This is a genomic window from Streptomyces sp. NPDC001922 (genome assembly GCF_042891165.1).
GTDB lineage: Bacteria > Actinomycetota > Actinomycetes > Streptomycetales > Streptomycetaceae > Streptomyces.
Genome location: NZ_JBIASV010000001.1, coordinates 18,940 through 41,609, shown reverse-complemented (window position 1 = coordinate 41,609; position 22,670 = coordinate 18,940). Strand labels below are relative to the sequence as shown.

Sequence of the window (22,670 nt, the reverse complement as noted above, 5' to 3'; positions counted from 1 at the left end):
CACGGACCGGCGCGCAGGGCGGCGCGCGCCGCTCGGCAGCGCGGACCGGTCCCCGGGAGCGGACCGGATGGTGTCTGCGCCCCCGCCCGAGCACTTACCGTTGCTTCTCGTGACCTCCCTCGCCGTCGGACCGGGCCTCGCCCGTCCCCAGCGCTGGCTGCGTGACCACCCGCTGGCGCTCGACGCAGCGCTCGCGGCGGTCGTGCTCGCGCTCATCCTCCTCACCCTGGTGACCGACCACAGCGGCCCCGCCGGCCCGCGGATCGGCGCGCGCACGCCCGCCCCGTGGAGCGTCGGCCTCGCGCTCCTCGCCTGCTCGGCCCTGGTGTTCCGGCGCCGGATGCCGCGGCAGGTGCTCGGCGTGACCGGGGCGCTGACCCTGGTCGAGCTGTTCACCCAGCCCGACGAGCGGGGAGCGCCGGTCGCCCTGTCCGCGGCCGTCGCGCTCTACACCATCGCCTCCCGCACCGACCGGCCCACCACCTGGCGGGCGGGCGCGCTCACCGTGGTGGCCCTCACAGCCGCCGCGATGTACAGCGGCCCCGGGCCCTGGTACGACCAGCAGAACATCGGGATCCTCGCCTGGACGGGCCTGGCCGCCGCCATCGGGGACGCCGTCCGCAGCCGCCGGGCCGTCGTCGACGCCATCCGGGAGCGCGCCGAGCGGGCCGAGCGGACCCGCGAGGAGGAGGCGCGGCGCCGGGTCGCCGAGGAGCGCATGCGGATCGCCCGGGAGCTGCACGACGTCGTCGCGCACCACATCGCGCTGGTCAACGTGCAGGCCGGGGTCGCCGCCCACGTCATGGACAGCCGGCCCGACCAGGCCAAGGAGGCCCTCGCCCACGTCCGGGAGGCCAGCCGCTCGGCGCTGCACGAGCTGCGCGCCACCGTCGGTCTGCTCCGCCAGTCCGGGGACCCCGAGGCCCCCACCGAGCCGGCGCCCGGTCTCGGGGTGCTCGACCAGCTCGTCGACGGGTTCGCCCGCGCCGGGCTGCCCGTCGACGTCGAGGTGTCCTCGACCGCCCCGGAGGGCCCCTGGCACAGCCGCAGCGCGGACCGGGCGGTCGCGGTCATCGGCGACCTGCCCGCGGCCGTCGACCTCACCGCCTACCGGGTGGTCCAGGAGGCGCTGACCAACACCCACAAGCACGCGGGCGACCAGGCCTCCGCCACGGTCCGGATCGCCCGGGCCTGGGAGGCGCTGGAGATCACGGTCCTGGACGACGGCACAGCCGTGGCTCCCGAGAGGGCCGCACGGCAGACCGGCCGGGACGCCGCCCGCGGCGACATCCCCCGCGGCGACAGCGTCAGGACCGCCGGCGGCAAGGCCACCGGTGGCAAGGGCACGGGTGCGAAGACCGCCGGCGGCAAGGGCGACGCCGCCCGGACCCCGGCCCCCCGGGACGGCCGGAGCGAGAAGGGCGACGCCGTCCGGAGCCGGGGCACCCGCGGCGACGGCCCGCAGCGGCCCGACGGCGGGTACGACGGAGCCGACGACGAGGGCGGCGGCCACGGCCTGATCGGCATGCGCGAGCGGGCCGCCGCGCTCGGCGGCAGCTGCGAGGCGGGTCCTCGGTACGGAGGGGGGTTCCGGGTCCACGTACGCTTGCCGCTCACGACCAGGGAGGGGGCGACGTGACGATCCGGGTGCTGCTCGTCGACGACCAGACGCTGCTGAGGAGCGCCTTCCGGGTGCTCGTCGACTCCGAGGACGACATGCAGGTGGTCGGCGAGGCGTCCGACGGCGCCGAGGCGGTGCGCCTCGTCCGCGAACTCACCCCCGACGTCGTCCTCATGGACATCCGGATGCCCGGCACCGACGGCCTCACCGCCACCCGGGAGATCAGCGCCGACCCGGCGCTGGACGGCGTCCGGGTGGTCATGCTGACGACCTTCGAGGTCGACGAGTACGTCGTGGAGTCGCTGCGCGCCGGTGCCTCCGGCTTCCTCGGCAAGGGCGCCGAACCCGGGGAACTGCTCTCCGCGATCCGGGTCGCCGACGCCGGTGAGGCGCTGCTCTCGCCCGCCGCGACCAAGGGCCTGATCGCGACCTTCCTCGCCCAGGGGCCCGCGGGCGACGGCCCGGGCACGGGCCGTCGCGCCGCCGACGCGGAGCGGCTGGCGGCCCTGACCGGACGGGAGCGCGAAGTGCTCGTCCTCGTCGCGGGCGGGCTCTCCAACGACGAGATCGCCGAACGGCTCGCCGTCAGCCCCCTGACGGTGAAGACCCATGTGAACCGGGCGATGGCCAAACTCCGGGCCCGCGACCGGGCCCAGCTGGTCGTCATCGCCTACGAGTCAGGGCTGGTACGCCCAAGGGTGGAGTGACGGGGGAGAGGGCCGTACTGCGCCTGCGGTACTCGTCCGGAACGAGAACCGACCTGCGAGCGAGGAAAACACCCTCTCCGATGGCTGATCGTATAAGCGGGCCGTAAATGGCCCCGCCGGCCAGAGAGACTGCCCGGCCGCCGAGCCGTCCTGCCGATCAGCAAACAGAAGAGAGTTCTCCACCCATGTCCTGGCTGTCCAGAATCAGCCTCGTACAGCGGGGTTTGATCGCCCTCATGGCGATCGTCGCGGTCGCCTTCGGTGCCGTCGCCATTCCCCAGCTCAAGCAGCAGCTGCTGCCTCCCATCGAACTCCCCATGGTGTCGGTGCTGGCCCCGTATCAGGGGGCGTCCCCCGATGTGGTCGAGAAGCAGGTCGTCAAGCCGCTCGAGGACACCATCGAGACGGTCGACGGCATCACCGGCGTCACCTCGACGGCGAGCGAGGGCTCGGCCGTCCTCATGGCCAAGTTCGACTACGGCAACAACACCGACCAGATCGTGGCCGACGTCCAGCAGGCCGTGAACCGGGCCCGTCCCGAGCTGCCGGACGAGATCGACCCGCAGGTCATCGCCGGTTCCACCGACGACATGCCGACCGTCGTCCTCGCCGCCACCTCGGACAAGGACCAGAAGACGCTGGCCGACCAGCTCGACCGGTCCGTCGTCCCGGTCCTCAAGGACATCGAGGGCGTCGGTCAGGTCACCGTGGACGGCGTCCAGGACCGCATCGTGTCGGTCACCCCGGACGACGCGAAGCTGGCGCGGGCGGGTCTCAGCGCCGCCGCGCTCGGCCAGGTGCTGGAGGCGAACGGCGCGTCCCTGCCCGCCGGTTCCTTCAGTGAGGACGGCAAGAGCAAGACCGTCCAGGTCGGTGGCGGCTTCACCTCGCTCGACCAGATCAAGGACCTGAAGATCTCGCCCGCGGCCGGTGCCGGTGGCGGCGGCCAGGGCGGCGGCCCGGGTGGTGGCCAGGACGCCGCGGCCGGTGCCCCGGCGCCGTCCGGCGGTCAGGCCGGCGCCAAGCCGGTGCGTCTCGGCGACATCGCCACCGTCAAGGAGGAGGCCGACACCCCGGTCTCCATCACCCGGACGAACGGCAGCCCGAGCCTCGGCGTCGTCATGACGATGGGCCAGGACGGCAGCGCCGTCGCGATATCCGACGCGGTGCAGGACAAGCTGCCCGAGCTCCGCGAGAGCCTCGGCTCGGACGCGAAGCTGACCGTCGTCAGCGACCAGGGCCCGGCGGTCTCCAAGTCCATCGACAGCCTCACCACCGAGGGTCTCCTCGGCCTGGTCATGGCCGTCGTGGTGATCCTGGTCTTCCTGGTGTCGCTGCGCTCCACGCTGGTGACCGCGGTGTCCATCCCGCTGTCCGTCGTGATCACGCTGATCGTGCTCTGGTCCCGCGACCTGTCGCTCAACATGCTCACGCTGGGCGCCCTGACCATCGCCATCGGCCGGGTCGTCGACGACTCGATCGTGGTGCTGGAGAACATCAAGCGGCACCTGTCCTACGGCGAGGAGCGGCAGCACGCCATCCTCACCGCGGTGAAGGAGGTCTCCGGAGCGATCACCTCCTCGACCCTCACCACGGTCGCCGTCTTCCTGCCCATCGGTGTCGTCGGCGGCATGGTCGGAGCGCTGTTCGGCCCGTTCTCGCTGACCGTCACGGTCGCCCTGCTGGCCTCGCTCATCGTGTCGCTGACCGTGGTGCCGGTGCTCTCGTACTGGTTCCTGCGCGCCCCCAAGGGCACCGACGTCAGCGACCCGGAGGAGCAGCGCCGCGCCACCGAGGAGAAGGAGGCGCGCAGCCCGCTCCAGCGGATGTACGTCCCGGTCCTGCGGTTCGCGACCCGTCGCCGCTTCACCAGCCTGGTGATCGCCGTGGTGGTCCTCGTCGGCACCTTCGGCATGGCGCCGCTGCTCAAGACCAACTTCTTCGACCAGGGGCAGCAGGACACCCTCTCGATCAAGCAGGAGCTGAAGCCGGGCACCAGCCTGGACGCCGCGGACGCCTCCTCGAAGAAGATCGAGAAGATGCTCGACGGCATCGACGAGGTGAAGGACTACCAGGTCACCGTCGGCTCCTCCGGCATCATGGCGGCCTTCGGCGGCGGCACCGGCGCCAACCAGGCGTCGTACCAGCTCAAGCTGAAGAACTCGGAGGACTCCGAGGCGGCGATCGACAAGATCCGCGACGGTCTCGACGGGCTCGGCAAGGGCATCGGCGACACCACCGTCAACGTCGGCGACGGCTTCGGCAGCCAGGACCTGAGCGTCGTGGTCAAGGCCCCGGACGCCGACGCGCTCAAGAAGGCGTCCGAGCAGGTCCGCGGCGAGGTCGACGAGATCAAGGACGTCACCGACGTCCAGAGCGACCTGGCGCAGAGCGTCCCGCGGATCTCGGTCAAGGGCAATGACAAGGCCGCCCGGTACGGCTTCACCGAGGCCACCCTCGGCCAGGCCGTCGCCCAGGCGGTGCGCGGCACCACGTCGGGCAAGGCGATCCTGGACGACACCGAGCGGGACGTCGTGGTGAAGGCGGAGAAGCCCGCCCGCACCGAGGCCGAGCTCAAGAAGGTGTCGCTGGCCACTCCGGCCGGAGCGGTGAAGCTCGGCGAGATCGCCGACGTCCGGACCGTTCCCGGCCCGGTGCAGATGACCCGCATCGACGGCGCGCGGGCGGCGAACGTCACCGCCAAGCCGACCGGCGACAACACCGGTGCCATCAGCCAGGAGCTCCAGAAGAAGATCGACGCGCTCGACCTTCCGGAAGGCGCCACGGCGGAGATCAGCGGTGTCTCGGAGGACCAGAAGGAGGCCTTCGCCTCCCTGGGCCTGGCGATGCTGGCGGCGATCGCGATCGTCTTCATGCTCCTCGTCGCCACGTTCCGTTCGCTGGTGCAGCCGATGATCCTGCTGGTCTCCATCCCGTTCGCGGCGACCGGCGCGATCGGCCTGCTGATCGCCACCGGCACCCCGATGGGCGTTCCCGCACTGATCGGCATGCTGATGCTGATCGGCATCGTGGTGACCAACGCGATCGTGCTGATCGACCTCATCAACCAGTACCGGGCGCAGGGCTACGGCATCGTCGAAGCGGTGGTCGAGGGCGGCCGGCACCGGCTGCGGCCGATCCTCATGACCGCGCTGGCGACCATCTGCGCGCTGCTGCCGATGGCGCTGTCGATCACCGGTGACGGCGGCTTCATATCGCAGCCGCTGGCCGTGGTGGTCATCGGCGGTCTGGTCACCTCCACGCTGCTCACCCTGCTGCTCGTGCCGACGCTGTACGCGATGGTCGAGCTGCGCAAGGAGCGCCGCGCCAAGAAGAAGGCGGCGAAGCGGGGCACGGGGCCGGACCAGGCCGACGAGCCCACGCCCGAGCGCGAGGCGGAACCGGCCGGGGTGTAACACCCCTGCCGCACCGGAAAACGGCGCCCGTCCCCGAGCAGGGGGCGGGCGCCGCGGTGTTCACCCGCGCAGGTGAACAGGGCTTCCTAGAAGGGGAACTCTCCTGCCGAGACGTCGGCTATGAAGGCCCGCCACGCATCGCCTGAGAAGGTGAGGACCGGGCCTTCACGGTCTTTGGAGTCCCGGACGTGGGCAACGCTCGAAACGCTTGCGGCAATCTCGACGCAGTCGCCCTGTCCTCCGCTGTAGCTGGACTTTCGCCAGTTGGATGGCTTCTTCGGGGGTGACAGCCTGTATGTCATCTTCCCGACCTCCGTCGCGGCTCAGTCGGCAATCGGTTGGGACGTCCGTTCAAACTCTCCTGCGGATACACCCGTAATGAAGGCATTCCACGCGGCCTCCGTGAACGTCAGGACCGCTCCGTCCGGATTCTTGGAGTCACGGACCGGAACGGTCCCCTGAACGCCAATGGCGACCTCGACACACTCGTTGTTGCCCCCGCTGAAGCTGCTCTTACGCCATACCGCGTGTGACGTGCCGTGGGTGGCGGCTATCCCCTGGGTCATTGAAGGTGCTCCTTGATTGAGTTGATCAACTGCACCGAATCCGCTGGGGACAGCGCACTTGTTCGTACGTCGTCCCAGAGCGTCCGGTACACGGCAACATCCTCGGCCTTCTCCAACCAGATGGACCCCGATGGATTGTCCAACAGCGCCACGTCCAGGGAGCCGTCATCAGGGAAGGAGAGAAGCACGTACGGCCCGCCCATGCTGGCGTGTGCTCCGGTGCGGAAGGGCACTACCTGCACGGTGACGTGCTCTTGTTGAGCCCAATGCGTGATGTGTTCGAGCTGTGCCCGCATCACATGAGGGCCGCCCACGTGTTGCCGTAGGGCGCCTTCCGCGATGACGGCCCATACTTGCAGAGGCTCCTCAGAGGTCAGTCGCAACTGCCTTTTGATGCGCACCGCTACGAACTGCTCGATCTCCTCCGGATGCTTCCACCAGCGACTGGCCACTGCGAGTGCTTGAGCGTACTCGGCGGTCTGCAGAAGAGCGGGGACCGTCTGGCTCTGGAAGGTTCGGACGAGCGATGCCTCGGCTTCCATAGCGATGAAGTCGCGGTATGTATCGGCGAGAAGGGTGCCGTACTCGTTCCACCAGCCCGTACGGCGCCGACGGTTCGCGGTCCGGGCAAGCGACCCGAGGCGTTCCGATGTCGACTCGTCCGCTCCGTACATCCGAAGCATGGCGACCAGGTCTGGATTGCGCAGTGGAACCCTGCCGTTCTCGATGCGGGAGACCTTGCCCTTCGTGCACTCCAGAGCTGCGGCCACGTCTGCAGTGGAGAACCCCTTCTGCTCACGCAATGTCCTGAGCTCACCGCCCAGTTGGCGACCCAGCACGGTGGAAGGCGGATAGGACGACGCAGCCATGCAGTACCCCTTCGGTGACTCTGGGTCATTCTGCTGGGTCTGTGCGCGGTGGGACAACGCGCCCCTCTTTGGGATGCGTTTCCTCAGTAAACGTTGCACGGCGGCGTCACTGTGTGAACACTGATGGTGACGCGATGAGGTTGGGCTGGTAGCCGCATCGCCTTACGCCGTGCTGCCCGCGCAGAGGGGACACAGGAGTTGTCGATGGCCCGCTCGAACACAACTGCCACTACTGCTGATACGCAACAGAGCTTCCGAGCACACGAGTTCGGCATGTCCTTCACCTCGTCCCCCAAGGGCGCCAGACTCGCCCGCCGACTCGCCGTAGGGCGCCTGGAGGGCTGGGGCTATGGGGCCGACACGGCCGCGCTGCTCGTCGGTGAGCTGACCGCCAACGCGGTCGCCCACGGGCACGTGCCGGGAAGGGAGTTCCGGGTCCGGATCGCGGTGCTCGTCACTGATGATGGGCGTAGTGCTCTTGCGTCGTCCGCCCGGCAGTCGGACGACCGGAACGACGCGGGCTCCACCCCCCTCCGTCATGAAGTTCTACGCGTCGGAGGATCGGCAACGCTGCGGATCGAGGTCTCCGACGCCGGCTCCGAACACCCCAACCTCCACAAGGCGTCCGAGGACGAGGAGTCGGGCCGAGGCTTGTTCCTCATCGATGCCCTGGCCACCGCCTGGGGCAGCCACGACCGTTCCCCGGGGATCGGAAAGACGGTGTGGGCGGAGTGCGTCCTGGGGCCCGTAGACGCTGTGGCGTCCGCGCTCGGTCCCCAGTAGCCCTGCTCGTCCGCCTGATCCGGGAGCGTGCAATCAGTTGGCCCCAGGTCGGGCAGCGACTCGGAGCGGGCACCGCAGCCGATCGCCGAGTGATGCCCGGAATCCGGTCCGAGGCCATGGGGGAGAAGGGGCGGCGCGCCAAAGAAGAAGGCGGCGAAGCGGGGCACGGTGTCGGACCGGACCGACGAGCCCGCGACCGAGCGCGAGACGGAATCGGCCGGGGTGAAATGCCCCTGCCGCCCGTTTCGCAACGCCGATGGCGCCCGTCCCCGGACATAGGGAGAGGGCGCCATCGGCGTTTTCGCTCAGTAGGCGGGTCGGTGGGCAGCCGTTTCGTCCGCTTCCGGTCCGACGAACTCACCCGCGCTCACAGCGGTGACGAACGACGACCACGCCTCGGCCGTCACCAGCAGTGCGGGGCCGGCCGGGTTCTTGGAGTCGCGGACATAGCAGCCCCCACCGGCGGCACGGGCCCACTCGACACAGTTGTTGTTGCCACCGCTGAAGCTGCTCTTACGCCATGCCGCTTGTGGGGCATCAGGCTCGGCCGTTGCTGAGGTTCTCACATGGACTCCCTGAATTCGCCTGCCTCCACACCGGCCACGAAGGCCCGCCAAGCATCACCGGAGAACGTCAGAACGGGTCCTTCGCGGTCCTTGGAGTCGCGCACATGGGTGACTCCTCCACCCGCTGCGGCGACCTCGACGCAGTCGCCCTCTCCTCCGCTGTAGCTGGACTTCCGCCAGATGTGGGGTGCCCGCGTGTGGGGCTGGGTGTCCACCATCTCTCTCACCCTTCGCTACAGCTCGGTCAGCAACTCGGCCATCATGTCGCGTGACTTACGGGGACTGAGCCCCGCCGCGCAGAGTGCGTTGAAAGCCACGAGGTACTGCTTCGCCACGCTGTCCATGGAGACCGACGTCAGCAAGCTTCTGTGCGACCACACCGACCCGCGCCACGAAGGTCTCTGCGCCGGAGGAACGGCAACGCTGCGGATCGAGGTCTCCGACGCCGGCTCCGAACACCCCACCCTCCACAAGGCATCCGAGGACGAGGAGTCGGGCCGAGGCCTGTTCCTCGTCGACGCGCTCGCCAGCGCCTGGGGCAGCCACGACCGTTCCCCGGGGATCGGAAAGACGGTCTGGGCCGAGTGCGTCCTGCGCCCCGCGGATCCTGTAGACGCCGTGGCGCCCGCGCCCGGCACCCATCAGCCCTCGTCGCCCGCCTGAGCCGGGAGCGCGCAATCGCCAACTGTGCCGAAAAGCTACTTGCGCACTCTTCGTCCGCGCCGAGTAGGTTCAGTGATCATGGAATGGTCGGAAATTGCGCGTGTCAGCCTGAGTTACGCAGTCGTCCTGACAGGGCTGGCCACCGTGGTGATCCTCGGCTCCCTGCTGGTGGCCCGGGATGCGTTGCTCTCCGACTATCCGCCCGCGATCCAGGAGCGGTACGGCGAGCAGAGCGCACGGGGCAAGCAGACCGCGGCGGTGGCGGGGGTACTGAACCTCCTGGTCTTCGTCGGTGTTCCGGTGGCGGGCGTGCTCGACCTCCACGCCCGCACGGACGAGCCGCTCGGCTTCTGGCCGCCGTTCGTCCTGGGCGTCACCGCCTTCCTCGCGCTCATCCTGTTCGACCTGCTGGTCATCGACTGGCTGCTCTTCTGCACCGTGCGCCCGAGGTTCATGGTCCTGCCCGGCACCGAGGGCATGGCCGAGTACCGCGATCTGGCCTTTCACGCCAAGGTGCTCGTCCCCCGGCCCGTGCCGTGGCCCCTCATCGCCATTCCCGTCTACGGGGCGGTCGTGGGCGGCCTGGCCTGGCTCGCCGAGACGCTCCTCGCCTCGTAGCGCCCGTCGGCGGGGGACCTCGGGCGTGGGCCGCGGCGCTCGTCCGCACTCCCCACCGTTGTCAGTGCCCGGTGGCAGGATCGGGCCGACGCCGCCCCTCACTCGCCGCAGGAGACGCCGATGTCCGTTCGCCGAGTCGTGCCCGATATCCGGTCCGAGGCCCTGGACGAGAGCCGGGACTTCTACGGCCTGCTGGGCTTCGAGGAGGTCATGCACCAGGGCTGGGTCATGACCCTCGCTTCTCCCGCCAACCCCACCGCGCAGGTCACCTTCCTGACCGAGGACCGGACCGCGCCCGTCACGCCCGATCTGAGCGTGGAGGTGGACGACGTGGACGCGGTGTACGCGGCCGTGGCCGGCAGCGGGGCGGAGATCGTCCGGGAGCTGCGGGACGAGGAGTGGGGCGTGCGCCGGTTCTTCGTCCGCGACCCGAACGGCCGCGTGGTCAACGTCCTCGGCCACCGCTGACCGCTGCGGGCCCTCCGCTCCGGTTCCGCCGTCGATCACGAAGGGCGGCCGGTGCCCCACGGAAAGCGCCGGGGCGGCCGGTGTCCCGCGGAAAGCGCCGGGCGGACCCATGAGAGGGGCGCCCCGGCACCGGGACGCCCCTCTCCACGTATCCATCGTCCCGCCTCCGCCGTCGCGCCCGGGAACGGTCCTGTTTGCGCCCAGGAACGGTCCCGCTCGCGCGCAGGGAACGGTCCCGCGCGCGGCGGCGGGGACCCGTTCCTGCCGCCACGGCGGGCGGCGGTGCGGACCGCTACGGCAGTGCCAGCATCCGCTCCAGCGCCAGCTTGGCGAACTTCTCCGTCTCCGGGTCCACCTGGATGCGGTTCACGACATTGCCCTCGGCCAGCGACTCCAGCGCCCACACCAGGTGCGGCAGGTCGATCCGGTTCATCGTCGAGCAGAAGCAGACCGTCTTGTCGAGGAAGACGATCTCCTTGTCCTCGTCCGCGAACCGGTTGGCCAGCCGGCGCACCAGGTTCAGCTCGGTGCCGATCGCCCACTTCGAGCCGGCCGGGGCGGCCTCCAGGGCCTTGATGATGTACTCCGTGGAGCCGACGTAGTCGGCCGCCGCGACGACCTCGTGCTTGCACTCGGGGTGCACCAGCACGTTCACGCCCGGTATGCGCTCGCGGACGTCCCGTACCGACTCCAGCGAGAAGCGGCCGTGCACCGAGCAGTGCCCGCGCCACAGGATCATCTTCGCCGCGCGCAGCTCCTCGGGGCTCACGCCGCCGCCCGGCTTGTGCGGGTTGTAGACGACGCAGTCCTCCAGCGACATGCCCATGTCGCGGACGGCGGTGTTGCGGCCCAGGTGCTGGTCGGGCAGGAAGAGGACCTTCTCGCCCTGCTCGAAGGCCCAGTCCAGCGCCCGCTTGGCGTTCGAGGAGGTGCAGATCGTGCCGCCGTGCTTGCCGGTGAAGGCCTTGATGTCGGCGGAGGAGTTCATGTACGAGACGGGCACCGTCACATCGGCCACACCCGCCTCGGCCAGCACGTCCCAGCACTCGGCGACCTGCTCGGCCGTGGCCATGTCGGCCATCGAGCAGCCCGCGGCCAGGTCGGGGAGGACGACCTGCTGGTCGTCCGTGGTGAGGATGTCCGCGGACTCGGCCATGAAGTGGACGCCGCAGAAGACGATGTACTCGGCCTGCGGCCGGGCGGCGGCGTCCCGCGCGAGCTTGAAGGAGTCACCGGTGACATCGGCGAACTGGATCACTTCGTCGCGCTGGTAGTGGTGACCCAGCACGAAGACCTTGTCCCCGAGCTTCGCCTTGGCCGCACGGGCCCGCTCCACCAGGTCCGGGTCGGACGGGGAGGGCAGGTCGCCGGGGCACTCCACGCCGCGCTCGCTCTTCGGGTCGGCCTCCCGGCCGAGCAGGAGGAGGGCAAGCGGCGTCGGCTGGACGTCGAGCGTTTGGGCCGTGGTCACTGCACGCACCCTTTCTGTGTTCCGCAGACAAGCCTTTTCGTCTGATTGACGCTATCTATCATAACTGCTTCGTGTCAGTTTGACGATGGTCATCGCGTCGATGTGACGCATTCCCGGGCGGCCCCGGTCATCGGCCTCGGGCAGCCGCAGGAAGCCGCAGGGGAGCCCGGACGGGAACCCGCCCCGCAGGCCCGGACCGGCCCCTTCCCGCGCCCCCGCCGGATCCGGGCCCCGTCGCACACCGCTCCGCGGCCCTCCCGCGCGGCCCGCCCCTCCGGGGGAAGCCTCACCCGGCAGCCCGTGCCCCGAGCCGCCGCTGTGTGCGAGCATGAAGGCGAAGAGAACGTGCCAGGCCCGGAATGAATCCGCGGCCCCGTCGGTTGCAGCCGACGGCAAGCAGTCCGTACGAACCCGGGAGAGAAGCAGATGTCCGTTCAGGACGAGAAGACCACCGCGAGTGACGGCATCCTCCTGTCCGACGCCGCCGCGGCCAAGGTCAAGGCCCTGCTGGAGCAGGAAGGCCGCGACGATCTCGCGCTGCGCGTGGCCGTCCAGCCCGGTGGCTGCTCCGGCCTGCGCTACCAGCTCTTCTTCGACGAGCGCTCGCTCGACGGCGATGTCGTGAAGGACTTCGGCGGCGTCAAGGTCGTCACCGACCGGATGAGCGCCCCGTACCTGGGCGGCGCCTCCATCGACTTCGTCGACACCATCGAGAAGCAGGGCTTCACGATCGACAACCCGAACGCCACCGGCTCCTGCGCCTGCGGCGACTCCTTCAACTGAGCATCGCGGGCCACTGAGCATCACCGGCCACTCAGCATCGCGGGCCGCCCGAGGGCGGCCCGCGCGACAGACGTCGAGGGCGGCGGACCACCAGGTCCGCCGCCCTCGACGTCTTCGTGTGCCGTCCGCGGGGCCGGAATCGGCGGCCGGAACGGCCGTCCGGACCCCGCGGCCCGCCGCTACTTCTTCGTCACGGTCTTGCCGTCCGAGGCGTCCACGACCTTCCGCTCACCCAGCGGCTTGTCGAGCTGCACCTTCTTCTCGTACTGCTTCGCGATCTTGATGCACTTCTCGCCGGGGTTCTTCTCCTCGCCCCGGATCTCGGCCTGCACCGACCCGTCCGAGGTGTTCACCGAGGCCGTGTAGGTGTGGCACACCCCGCCCCAGAACTTCAGGGTCAGCGTCCGGCCGTCGGCGCTGTACGACTCGATGTCGGCCTGCGTCCCGCTCCCGGCCTTGCCCGGCTTCCCGGGCTTCTCCGGCTCCGCCGTCGGCCCGTCGTCGGACGAGGAACCGGCGAGGTACTTCGGCTGCACCGCCGGGTGGGTCACGGTGTAGCTGTCGTCCGGGGTCTTCGTGCCCGGCTGCTCCACCTCGAACATCCAGGACGGCACCAGCGCCTGCTTGCCGTCCACGTAGTGGATCGCCAGGCCGAAGGTCGCGTCGCGCACCGTCAGCGGACCCCGGTCCGTCGGGCGCTTGCCGCCGGCCGGCGGGCAGTTCTCCTCGCCGGGCTTCTCGCCGCCCTCGATGCCCATCGAGCCGTCGTGCGGAACGGCCGACGCGCAGCCGGCGATGCCGACCTTGCCGCCGCCGCCCATGGCGTTCAGCCGCTTCAGCGTCTCCTGGGCGCTGAGCACCGGGTAGTCGGCGCCCTTCGCCATCCGCGTCAGATGGCCGCTGCCGCCCACCACTTGCCCGTCGGCGCCGACCTGGAGGCCGGTCTGCCAGCCGTACGTCGGCAGCCCGTCGTACTTCGGCTCGGCGTTCACCATCCGCAGCGCGCCGACCGTCTCGCTCGCGTCCAGCTTGGCGTCGCTCAGCCCGATGCCCTTCAGCGCCGGGCCGACGGCCTTCTTCGCCTTCTCCTCGGAGACCGGGCCGGACCCCTTGTCCTTGTCGTCCTTCGGAGCCGGGGCCTCACCGGGCGCCGCGCACCGGGGCGAGGCGCCCTTCTTGCCGTCGGGACCGTCCTTCGGCCCGGGCTCCGCACAGTCGGTCGTGGTTCCGTAGCGCACGTACGTCCAGGTGCCGGGCGCCTTGGAGTTGATGTCCAGCGTCGGGCCCGCGGTATCCGGGGTGCCGAACTTCCAGGTGCCCGCGTCGAGCCGCGGCGCGCCCGGCACATCGAGCGCCTTGGCCAGCTTCTCCGCCTGTGCCCGCGTCACCTCGCCCTGCGCCCGGTACACATGGGCCGAACCGGGTGCCTCGGGCAGCCGGCCCTCGGCGCGGTACTCGGCCCCGGACGGGTCCGGCTCGCCCGGCGCGATGCCCGCCGGTCCCTCGTGCTTCGCGCTCTGCCCGTACCCGTCCAGCTTCAGCGGGGGCGGGTCACCCTGACCGGCGGCCGGAGTGCCCTGGTCCCCGCCGCCGTCACCGGCGGTCGAGGCCCAGTACGCACCGCCGCCGCCCGCCAGCAGCACTGCTGCCGCGACCGATACGGCCACCAGCGTGGAACGCCGCTGCCGCGGGTTGTCGGAAGCACGGTTCTCCGGTGTGCCCTCGGTGGGGGAGCTCCCCTTGGCGCCCTCGGTGACGGGCTCGTCGCCGGACGCGGGGGGAGTGTTCTCGGTGCTCACCGTTTTTGCTCCTTCGACTCCGCTCGACAGTTGAATGTCGAGTCCCTCATCCGAGGGACGCGGGTTGGACGGAGCAGTGGGGCATCCGGTTCCCCGGTGCCGCGGGGAGGGCTGGGGAGGCCCCGCGGCACCGGTGGTGCGTCAGTCCCCGTACTCGGACATTCCGTCCAGCAGCCGGGCGTACGCGGGCGGTACGGAGATGCCGTGGATCCGGGACGGCGGGACGGGCTCGGACGAGGCGTGCGGGTGGGCCACCCAGTGCGGGGCCATCCGGGCGCAGTCACCGCGCAGCTCGGCGAGCGACTCGGGCTCGGCGGTGAGGGGCAGGGGAGCGGTCTCTACGTGCTGCTTCGGCATGTGTACTCCCGGTCCGAGGGGGCCGCCTCGTCGCGGACCCCGTACATCCGAAACCGTATGCGTCCGCAATGCGGTGGAGAAAGACCTACTATCGGGTAGATTTGCCAGGTCGGAGAGGCGGGCCGCAACGGGTAGCGTTGACTGTCCCCTCATCTTCTTACCGTCACGGGAGCAGATCCGCTGTGCGAATCGCTGTCACCGGTTCCATCGCCACCGACCACCTGATGACCTTCCCGGGCCGTTTCTCGGAGCAACTGGTCGCGGACCAGCTGCACACGGTCTCGCTCTCCTTCCTGGTCGACACCCTCGACGTACGCCGCGGCGGCGTCGCCCCCAACATCTGCTTCGGCATGGGGCTGCTCGGCCTCCGCCCGATACTGGTCGGCGCCGCGGGCAACGACTTCGCCGAGTACCGCGCCTGGCTCGACCGCCACGGTGTGGACACCAGTGCCGTCCGGATCTCCGAGGTGCTGCACACCGCGCGCTTCGTGTGCACCACCGACACCGATCACAACCAGATCGCGTCCTTCTACACCGGCGCGATGAGCGAGGCCCGCAGCATCGAACTGCAGCCGGTCGCCGACCGGATCGGCGGGCTGGACCTGGTGCTCGTCGGCGCCGACGACCCCGAGGCGATGATCCGGCACACCGAGGAGTGCCGCTCGCGCGGCATCCCGTTCGCCGCGGACCCCTCCCAGCAGCTGGCCCGCATGTCGGGCGACGACATCCGGGTGCTCGTCGAGGGTGCGGACTACCTCTTCACCAACCAGTACGAGAAGGCCCTGATCGAGTCCAAGACCGGCTGGACCGGGGACGAGATCCTGGCGAAGGTCGGCACCCGGGTGACGACCCTCGGCGCGCAGGGCGTCCGGATCGAGCGGCAGGGCGAGCAGCCGATCGACGTCGGCTGCCCCGAGGAGGACGCCAAGGTCGACCCGACCGGTGTCGGTGACGCCTTCCGGGCCGGCTTCCTGGCGGGCCTGTCCTGGGACCTCTCCCTGGAGCGGTCCGCCCAGCTCGGCTGCATGCTGGCGACCCTGGTCATCGAGACGCTCGGCACCCAGGAGTACGAGCTGCGGCGCGGCCACTTCATGGACCGGTTCACCAAGGCCTACGGCCAGGACGCGGCGGCCGAGGTCCAGGCCCACCTGAGCTGACGGCCGAGGCCCGGCGCACCTGAGCCGGCCCGGCACCGACGGCCGGTCCCCGGACACACCGGGGGCCGGCCGTCGTGCTGCGGTCCGGGCGCGGGGCCGACGGGCCCGGCGGCGGGACGGACGGATCAGCTGCCGACCCCGGCGGCGGGTGCACCGGGCAGGCCGGCGGCCGGGGTCCGGGCTCACCCCGTTTGCCGGACGGCCGGCTCCGCCGGTACGGGTTCGGCCCGCCGGGCCCCGGACGCTCAGCCGCGGCGGCGGACCGGACAGCCGGATCGTCAGCCGCGGCGGCGGACCAGATAGGCGGTGCCGCGCTCCGCCGCCCGTTCGCCCACGTACTCCTGCTCCCGCATCGCGCACCACGCCGGGATGTCCAGCCGCGCCGCCTCGTCGTCCGAGAGCACCGCCAGGAGCGCGCCCACCGGCACGTCGTCGATCACCTTCGCCAGTTCGATCACCGGGATCGGGCAGCGCTTCCCGAGCGAGTCGACGGTCAGGGCGGGCTCCTCGTCCGCTTCCTCGGCCCGTGACTCCGCCGGCCCGTCCGGGGCCGGGCTCGTGGCCGGTGCGGTGCCGGCCGGTGCTGCGGCGGCCGGTGCCCCGGCAGCGGATGTGGTGGCCGTCGGCGCACCCGCGCCCCGCCCCTCCGGCGCCCCCAGCCGTTCCCGCACCGCCCCCACGGTCTCCGGCAGGACGGAGAGGAAGCGCTCCACCTCCTCCTCCGGGGTCCCGGAGGGCAGCGACACCCGGACGTTGCCCTCCGAGAGCACCCCCATCGCCCGCAGGACATGGCTCGGAGTGAGCGTGCTGGAGGTGCAGGAGGAGCCGGACGACACGGAGAAGCCCGCCCGGTCCAGCTCGTGCAGCAGCGCCTCCCCGTCGACATAGAGGCACGAGAAGGTGACCAGGTGCGGCAGCCGGCGCAGCGGATCGCCGACGACCTCGGCGTCCGGCACCAGCTGAGGCACCCGAGCCCGGATCCGGTCGACCAGGGACCGCAGCCGGGCCGCCTCGGCGGCGGCCTCCTGCTGCACGGCCCGCAGCGACGCCGCGGCCGCGACCACCGCGGGGATGTTCTCGAAGCCCGGCGCGCGGCCCGACTCCCGCTCGTCCGCCGGACCTTGGGGCGCGAACCGGACGCCCTTCCGCACCACCAGCAGTCCGACACCGGCAGGTCCGCCCCATTTGTGGGCACTTGCGGTGAGCAGTGACCAGTCACCCGCGACCGGCCCCCACCCCAGCGACTGCGCCGCGTCCACCAGGAGCGGCACGGCTGCCCCCTGGCACGCCTGTGCGACCTCCGCGACCGGCTGCTCGGTGCCCACCTCGTGATTGGCCGACTGCAGACAGGCCAGCGCGGTGTCCGGCCGCAGGGCCCGTGCGTAGACGCCGGGGTCCACCCGGCCCGCGCGGTCCACCTCCACCTCGGTGAGCACCCCGCCGCCCGCCTCGTGGGCCGCGGCGGCGTGCAGTACGGAGGAGTGCTCGACCGCGGAGACGACCAGGTGGTTCCCGGTGCGCCGGCGGCCGGCCAGCGCACCGGCGACCCCGCTGTGCACGGCCCGGGTGCCGGACGGCGTGAAGGAGATCTCATCCGCCCGGCAGCCCACGGCCTCGGCGGCGGCCTCCCGGGCCGCGTCCAGCAGCATCCGGGCCCGCCGCCCCTCCCGGTACAGCCGGGCCGGGTCGGCCCACCCCTCGTCGAGGGAGGCGAGCAGCGCCTGCCGGGCGACGGGGTGCAGCGGAGCGGACGATGCCGAATCGAAATAGGCCACGGGAAAACGCTAACGCGCCGGGGGCGCCCCGCACCGTTGTCCGGGGGAACGGGGCCGGGCCCGGGGACGCGCGGCCGGTCCGGGCTGCCCCGCTGTACGGTGGGCCGGGCCGGTGGTCGCGGTGCTCCGCGCACCGGTCCGCGGGAGCCGGTGCACCGCAGGTGGGAGGGGAGACGAAGGCATGTCAGAAGGCTCGCGGAGTCCTCTGTTCCACCCCTTCGGGGTGCGGCGCGCCGCGTTGGGCACCCTCCCCGCGCGACCCCAAATAGCGTCCAGTAGGGTTTGGTCCGCATAAACATCCAAACCCCTGCCCGCGCCAGGGCCGGCGACCGACCAGGACGGCCGCAACCGGCCGCGCGGGCGAGACTCTCGGGAAGGCGCTACGTGAGTCCCAACGGCTCCGACCGCTCGTCGCGGCGCCCGATGCGGCGGAAGCTGCCGCAGGCGCTGGCCGCGGGCCTGGTCCTTGCGACCGCCACCGGTTGCACATACAAGGACTTCCCCCGCCTCGGAATGCCCACCCCCGTCACGGAGGAGGCGCCGCGGATCCTTTCCCTGTGGCAGGGCTCCTGGGCGGCAGCACTCGCCACGGGCGTGCTGGTGTGGGGCTTGATTCTGTGGTCGGTCATGTTCCACCGCCGCAGCAGGACCAAGGTGGAGATCCCTCCGCAGACCCGCTACAACATGCCGATCGAGGCCCTCTACACGGTGGTCCCGATCATCATCGTGGCGGTGCTCTTCTACTTCACGGCCCGCGATGAGAGCGCGCTGCTGAAGACCTCCAAGAAGCCGGCCCACCTCGTCAACGTGGTGGGCTACCAGTGGAGCTGGGGCTTCAACTACGTGGAGAACGTCGACGGGAACCCGCGCACCCCCGCGAAGGTCCCGGCGAATCTGCAGTCCATTCCCGACCGGGAGCTCGAGGCCGCCCCGAACGGCGCCGAGGGCGTCTACGAGACGGGCACCCCGGGCGAGCGGAACCCGCAGACCGGTGACCCCGGTCCGACGCTGTGGCTGCCGAAGGGCGAGAAGGTCCAGTTCATCCTGACCTCCCGGGATGTCATCCACTCGTTCTGGGTCGTGCCGTTCCTCTTCAAGCAGGACGTCATCCCCGGCCACACCAACGTCTTCGAGGTGACGCCGAACAAGGAGGGCACCTTCCGCGGCAAGTGCGCCGAGCTCTGTGGCGTCGACCACGCGCGAATGCTCTTCAACGTCAAGGTCGTCTCTCCGGAGCGCTACCGGGCCCACCTCAAGGACCTGGCGAAGCAGGGCCAGACCGGCTACATCCCGTCCGGCATTCCGCAGACGGCAGCCGAGAAGAATGCGGAGACGAACACCGAATGAGCATCCTCAACGATCCCCAGGGTGCCGACACTCCCGCCTCGTACGAGGACGAGCTGCCGGTTCGCCGCCGGCAGCCCGGCAACGTCGTGGTGAAGTGGCTCACGACCACCGACCACAAGACGATCGGCACGCTCTACCTCGTCACGTCGTTCGCGTTCTTCTGCATCGGCGGACTGATGGCGCTGCTCATGCGCGCCGAACTGGCCCGTCCCGGCACGCAGATCATGTCGAACGAGCAGTTCAACCAGGCGTTCACGATGCACGGCACGATCATGCTGCTGATGTTCGCGACGCCGCTGTTCGCCGGATTCGCGAACTGGATCATGCCGCTGCAGATCGGCGCACCCGATGTGGCGTTCCCGCGGCTGAACATGTTCGCCTACTGGCTGTACCTCTTCGGCTCGCTGATCGCGGTCGGCGGCTTCCTCACCCCGCAGGGTGCGGCCGACTTCGGCTGGTTCGCCTACTCCCCGCTGTCGGACGCCGTCCGCTCGCCGGGCATCGGCGCCGACATGTGGATCATGGGTCTGGCCTTCTCCGGCTTCGGCACCATCCTCGGCTCGGTCAACTTCATCACCACGATCATCTGCATGCGCGCTCCGGGCATGACGATGTTCCGGATGCCGATCTTCACCTGGAACGTGCTGCTCACCGGCATCCTCGTGCTGATGGCCTTCCCGGTCCTGGCGGCGGCGCTGTTCGCCCTGGAGGTGGACCGGAAGTTCGGGGCGCACATCTTCGACGCGGCCAACGGTGGAGCACTGCTATGGCAGCACCTCTTCTGGTTCTTCGGCCATCCCGAGGTGTACATCATCGCGCTGCCGTTCTTCGGCATCATTTCGGAGATCGTGCCGGTCTTCAGCCGTAAGCCGATGTTCGGTTACATCAGCCTCATCGCCGCGACGATTTCCATCGCCGGTCTCTCGGTGACGGTGTGGGCGCACCACATGTACGTCACCGGCGGAGTGCTGTTGCCGTTCTTCTCCTTCATGACCTTCCTGATCGCGGTCCCGACCGGTGTGAAGTTCTTCAACTGGATCGGCACCATGTGGAAGGGCTCGCTGAGTTTCGAGACCCCGATGCTGTGGACGGTCGGCTTCCTGGTCACCTTCCTCTTCGGTGGTCTGACCGGTGTGATCCTGGCCTCGCCGCCGATGGACTTCCACGTCTCGGACTCGTACTTCGTGGTGGCCCACTTCCACTACGTGGTGTTCGGCACCGTGGTGTTCGCGATGTTCGCCGGCTTCCACTTCTGGTGGCCGAAGTTCACCGGCAAGATGCTGGACGAGCGGCTCGGCAAGATCACCTTCTGGACGCTGTTCATCGGCTTCCACGGCACCTTCCTGGTCCAGCACTGGCTGGGTGCCGAGGGCATGCCGCGGCGATACGCGGACTACCTCGCCGCCGACGGCTTCACCACGCTGAACACCATCTCGACCATCGCGTCGTTCCTGCTCGGTCTGTCGATCCTGCCGTTCCTCTACAACGTCTGGAAGACCGCCAAGTACGGCGAGAAGATCGAGGTGGACGACCCGTGGGGCTACGGCCGCTCGCTGGAGTGGGCGACGTCCTGCCCGCCGCCGCGGCACAACTTCCTCACCCTGCCGCGGATCCGTTCCGAATCCCCGGCGTTCGATCTGCACCACCCCGACATCGCCGCGCTCGACCAGCTCGAGCACGTCGCCGCGGGTGACACGGCGCTGGCCGGTGGCAAGGAGGCCGGGAAGTGAAGACCCAAGGGCGCATGTTCATCTGGCTGGCCGTCTTCATTCTGGCCATGGCCATCGTGTACGGCGTGTGGTCGAAGGAGCCGGTCGGTACGACGGCGCTGTTCCTCGCCTTCGGCCTGAGCATCATGATCGGCTTCTACCTCGCCTTCACCGCCCGCCGGGTGGACACCGGGGCGCAGGACCGCAAGGACGCGGAGATCGCCGACGACGCCGGTGAGCTGGGCTTCTTCAGCCCGCACAGCTGGCAGCCGCTGTCCCTGGCCATCGGTGGCGCCCTGGCCTTCATGGGCGTCGTCTTCGGCTGGTGGCTGCTCTACTTCTCGCTGCCGGTCATTCTCGTGGGCCTGTTCGGCTGGGTCTTCGAGTACTACCGCGGCGAGAACGCCAACCAGTAGCACCCGCGGCTCCCCGCGGAGCGGCACGGCGTGAGGCCCGGCAACCTTCCAGGTTGCCGGGCCTCACCCATTTGCCCGCGCTCGACGCGCCGACCCGTCCCGTTTTTTCTAGTTTGTGACCATGAGTCACACTACGCGATTCCGGACGGCAGCGAGCTGCGCTCTGCTGATAGCCCCCTTGGCGGTGTTCTCCACCGCCTGCGACGGCGACGGGCACCCCCTGTCCGCGACGCCGTACGACGCATCCGGCCAGGTCACCCTGAACGCGGTGGAGGGCGGGCGAATAGACCCCGACAAGCCGCTGGAGATATCCACCAAGGACGACGACGGCCGAATAACCGACGTGACCGCCACCGATGCCGCAGGGCGCTACGTGCGCGGCGAACTCTCCGCCGACGGCACCCGCTGGCGCAGCACGACCCCTCTGGCGGCAGGCGCCCACTACACCGTCCGGGTGAGCACCGAGGACGAGGACGGCGCCCCCGGCCGCCGCACGGTCGCCTTCGAGACCAAGCCCGCCGACAAGCTCCTCCGGGTCCGGTTCGGCCCCGACAGCGGAACGTACGGCGTGGGCCAGCCGGTCACCGCCGAGCTCAGCGCCCCGGTCAAGGACCGCGCGGCCCGCGAGACCGTCGAGCGGGCCCTGAAGGTCGACTCGCAGCCCCGGGTGGACGGCGGCTGGCACTGGGTGAACGACAAGACTCTGCACTACCGCCCGCGCGAGTACTGGCCCGCGCACACGAAGGTCCGGGTGCGCAGCGCACTGGCCGGCATCAGGGTGGGGGACAAGCTGCACGGCGGCTCCTCGGCCCCCCTGAAATTGACGATCGGCGACCGGATCGAGGCCGTCACCGACGCCGGCTCCCACCAGATGACCGTGAAGCGCAACGGTGAGGTCATCCGCACCATCCCGGTCACCACCGGCAAGCCCGGCTACGACACCCGCAACGGGGTCAAGGTCATCCTCGCCAAGGAATCCTTCGTACGCATGACCAGCGCCAGCATCGGGTCGTCGGACTTCTACGACCTCGGTGTGTACTGGGCCACCCGGGTCACCTGGAGCGGCGAGTACGTGCACGCGGCCCCCTGGTCCGTGGGATCCCAGGGCGCGGCCAACGTCAGCCACGGATGCACCGGCATGAGCACCGAGAACGCCAAGTGGTTCTTCGACACCGTGAAGCTCGGTGACATCGTCGAGGTCGTCAACAGCGGCGGCGCGATGATGACGGCCTTCGACAACGGCTTCGGCGACTGGAACGTCGACTGGGCCAAGTGGCGCAAGGCCAGTGCGATCGTCCCGGCCGGGAGCCACGTCGGGAGCACACCCGCCGACGCGGCCCGCCTCCGGCCCCAGGTCTGAGACGCCGCGGTCCGAGACACCGCGGTCCGAGATACCGCGGACGCCGCGAACCCGGCGGACCGCACGGGCCGGTGCCTCGCCGACGGTGCCACCGGCACCGTTCCGGCCCCCGGTGATCACCCCGAACCCGTTCTCCGGGCTTTCCGTCCCGGCCCCGGAGAACGGCCGCTGAACCGGACAGGACGGCCCGCACCGACCGGTGCGGGCCGGTGCGGGCCG

General features: G+C 70.3%; 22 protein-coding genes. 13 read left to right on the top strand and 9 right to left on the bottom strand.

Features of this window, described 5'->3' with window-relative positions:
• The first annotated feature begins 109 nt into the window (after positions 1–109).
• From ACFYYR_RS00190 to ACFYYR_RS00180, 3 genes are all read left to right on the top strand, one after another.
• The gene (locus tag ACFYYR_RS00190) at positions 110–1,639 is read left to right on the top strand and encodes a sensor histidine kinase (protein WP_388844931.1); all 1,530 of its coding nucleotides are present in this window, start codon (positions 110–112) and stop codon (positions 1,637–1,639) included.
• A complete protein-coding gene (locus ACFYYR_RS00185; RefSeq protein WP_388844929.1) occupies positions 1,636–2,328 on the top strand; it encodes a response regulator in 693 nt (230 codons plus the stop codon). Before ACFYYR_RS00190 ends, ACFYYR_RS00185 begins: the two co-directional genes overlap by 4 nt.
• A 185-nt stretch (positions 2,329–2,513) precedes the next feature.
• On the top strand, positions 2,514–5,744 hold the full coding sequence (locus tag ACFYYR_RS00180; protein ID WP_388844926.1) for an efflux RND transporter permease subunit: 3,231 nt from the start codon (positions 2,514–2,516) through the stop codon (positions 5,742–5,744).
• Positions 5,745–5,830: 86 nt separating this feature from the next.
• Here ACFYYR_RS00180 and ACFYYR_RS00175 read toward each other — a convergent pair whose 3' ends face one another.
• The 3 genes from ACFYYR_RS00175 to ACFYYR_RS00165 are packed head-to-tail and all read right to left on the bottom strand — an operon-like array spanning position 5,831 to position 7,179.
• Positions 5,831–6,046 (bottom strand): DUF397 domain-containing protein, encoded by a 216-nt coding sequence (locus tag ACFYYR_RS00175; protein ID WP_388844923.1) that lies wholly within the window; start codon positions 6,044–6,046, stop codon positions 5,831–5,833.
• A gap of 21 nt (positions 6,047–6,067) precedes the next feature.
• Positions 6,068–6,310, bottom strand: a complete 243-nt coding sequence (locus ACFYYR_RS00170; protein ID WP_388844920.1) for a DUF397 domain-containing protein — start codon at positions 6,308–6,310, stop codon at positions 6,068–6,070.
• Positions 6,307–7,179 (bottom strand): helix-turn-helix domain-containing protein, encoded by an 873-nt coding sequence (locus ACFYYR_RS00165; protein WP_388844917.1) that lies wholly within the window; start codon positions 7,177–7,179, stop codon positions 6,307–6,309. The genes ACFYYR_RS00170 and ACFYYR_RS00165 overlap by 4 nt, the downstream gene beginning before the upstream one ends.
• A 204-nt stretch (positions 7,180–7,383) precedes the next feature.
• Between ACFYYR_RS00165 and ACFYYR_RS00160 the strand changes: the two genes are divergently transcribed.
• Positions 7,384–7,962, top strand: a complete 579-nt coding sequence (locus ACFYYR_RS00160; RefSeq protein ID WP_388844914.1) for an ATP-binding protein — start codon at positions 7,384–7,386, stop codon at positions 7,960–7,962.
• 305 nt (positions 7,963–8,267) lie between these two features.
• On the opposite strand, the gene ACFYYR_RS00155 is transcribed toward ACFYYR_RS00160, so the two are convergent.
• Both ACFYYR_RS00155 and ACFYYR_RS00150 read right to left on the bottom strand, forming a co-directional pair.
• A complete protein-coding gene (locus ACFYYR_RS00155; protein ID WP_388844911.1) occupies positions 8,268–8,528 on the bottom strand; it encodes a DUF397 domain-containing protein in 261 nt (86 codons plus the stop codon).
• Entirely contained in the window at positions 8,525–8,746 is a 222-nt protein-coding gene (locus ACFYYR_RS00150; protein ID WP_388844908.1) for a DUF397 domain-containing protein, read from the bottom strand. The genes ACFYYR_RS00155 and ACFYYR_RS00150 overlap by 4 nt, the downstream gene beginning before the upstream one ends.
• 88 nt (positions 8,747–8,834) lie before the next feature.
• On the opposite strand from ACFYYR_RS00150, the gene ACFYYR_RS00145 reads away from it, so the two are divergent.
• The 3 genes from ACFYYR_RS00145 (at position 8,835) to ACFYYR_RS00135 (ending at position 10,277) form a co-directional block, all read left to right on the top strand.
• Positions 8,835–9,191 (top strand): ATP-binding protein, encoded by a 357-nt coding sequence (locus ACFYYR_RS00145; RefSeq protein WP_388844905.1) that lies wholly within the window; start codon positions 8,835–8,837, stop codon positions 9,189–9,191.
• A 78-nt stretch (positions 9,192–9,269) separates the two neighbouring features.
• A complete protein-coding gene (locus ACFYYR_RS00140; RefSeq protein WP_388844901.1) occupies positions 9,270–9,809 on the top strand; it encodes a hypothetical protein in 540 nt (179 codons plus the stop codon).
• Between the two features lie 120 nt (positions 9,810–9,929).
• Complete coding sequence (locus tag ACFYYR_RS00135; RefSeq protein ID WP_388844897.1) at positions 9,930–10,277, top strand: VOC family protein; 348 nt, start codon at positions 9,930–9,932, stop codon at positions 10,275–10,277.
• Positions 10,278–10,569: 292 nt separating this feature from the next.
• Here ACFYYR_RS00135 and nadA read toward each other — a convergent pair whose 3' ends face one another.
• Positions 10,570–11,757 (bottom strand): quinolinate synthase NadA, encoded by a 1,188-nt coding sequence (gene nadA, locus ACFYYR_RS00130; RefSeq protein ID WP_388844894.1) that lies wholly within the window; start codon positions 11,755–11,757, stop codon positions 10,570–10,572.
• A gap of 417 nt (positions 11,758–12,174) precedes the next feature.
• Here nadA and ACFYYR_RS00125 point away from each other — a divergent pair, with 417 nt between their 5' ends.
• Positions 12,175–12,531 carry an iron-sulfur cluster assembly accessory protein gene (locus ACFYYR_RS00125; protein ID WP_351509443.1) on the top strand — a complete coding sequence of 119 codons (357 nt, stop codon included), beginning with the start codon at positions 12,175–12,177 and terminating at the stop codon, positions 12,529–12,531.
• A gap of 179 nt (positions 12,532–12,710) precedes the next feature.
• Here ACFYYR_RS00125 and ACFYYR_RS00120 read toward each other — a convergent pair whose 3' ends face one another.
• Together ACFYYR_RS00120 and ACFYYR_RS00115 are read right to left on the bottom strand one after the other, a co-directional pair.
• Positions 12,711–14,330, bottom strand: a complete 1,620-nt coding sequence (locus ACFYYR_RS00120) for a hypothetical protein (protein ID WP_388844891.1) — start codon at positions 14,328–14,330, stop codon at positions 12,711–12,713.
• A 141-nt stretch (positions 14,331–14,471) separates the two neighbouring features.
• On the bottom strand, positions 14,472–14,687 hold the full coding sequence (locus ACFYYR_RS00115) for a hypothetical protein (RefSeq protein WP_388844888.1): 216 nt from the start codon (positions 14,685–14,687) through the stop codon (positions 14,472–14,474).
• 182 nt (positions 14,688–14,869) lie between these two features.
• Here ACFYYR_RS00115 and ACFYYR_RS00110 point away from each other — a divergent pair, with 182 nt between their 5' ends.
• Complete coding sequence (locus ACFYYR_RS00110; protein WP_388844885.1) at positions 14,870–15,844, top strand: carbohydrate kinase family protein; 975 nt, start codon at positions 14,870–14,872, stop codon at positions 15,842–15,844.
• Between the two features lie 278 nt (positions 15,845–16,122).
• Here ACFYYR_RS00110 and ACFYYR_RS00105 read toward each other — a convergent pair whose 3' ends face one another.
• Positions 16,123–17,619, bottom strand: a complete 1,497-nt coding sequence (locus ACFYYR_RS00105) for a cysteine desulfurase/sulfurtransferase TusA family protein (RefSeq protein ID WP_388844883.1) — start codon at positions 17,617–17,619, stop codon at positions 16,123–16,125.
• 384 nt (positions 17,620–18,003) lie between these two features.
• Between ACFYYR_RS00105 and coxB the strand changes: the two genes are divergently transcribed.
• The 4 genes from coxB to ACFYYR_RS00085 all read left to right on the top strand — a co-directional run bounded on the left by coxB (position 18,004) and on the right by ACFYYR_RS00085 (position 22,451).
• On the top strand, positions 18,004–18,966 hold the full coding sequence (gene coxB / locus ACFYYR_RS00100; protein ID WP_388844880.1) for a cytochrome c oxidase subunit II: 963 nt from the start codon (positions 18,004–18,006) through the stop codon (positions 18,964–18,966).
• Positions 18,963–20,696 (top strand): cytochrome c oxidase subunit I, encoded by a 1,734-nt coding sequence (ctaD, locus tag ACFYYR_RS00095; protein WP_388844877.1) that lies wholly within the window; start codon positions 18,963–18,965, stop codon positions 20,694–20,696. Before coxB ends, ctaD begins: the two co-directional genes overlap by 4 nt.
• Positions 20,693–21,091 (top strand): cytochrome c oxidase subunit 4, encoded by a 399-nt coding sequence (locus tag ACFYYR_RS00090; protein WP_351509456.1) that lies wholly within the window; start codon positions 20,693–20,695, stop codon positions 21,089–21,091. The genes ctaD and ACFYYR_RS00090 overlap by 4 nt, the downstream gene beginning before the upstream one ends.
• 121 nt (positions 21,092–21,212) lie before the next feature.
• Positions 21,213–22,451: an Ig-like domain-containing protein gene (locus ACFYYR_RS00085; protein ID WP_388844874.1), complete on the top strand. Its 1,239-nt coding sequence runs from the start codon at positions 21,213–21,215 to the stop codon at positions 22,449–22,451.
• Positions 22,452–22,670 lie beyond the last annotated feature (219 nt).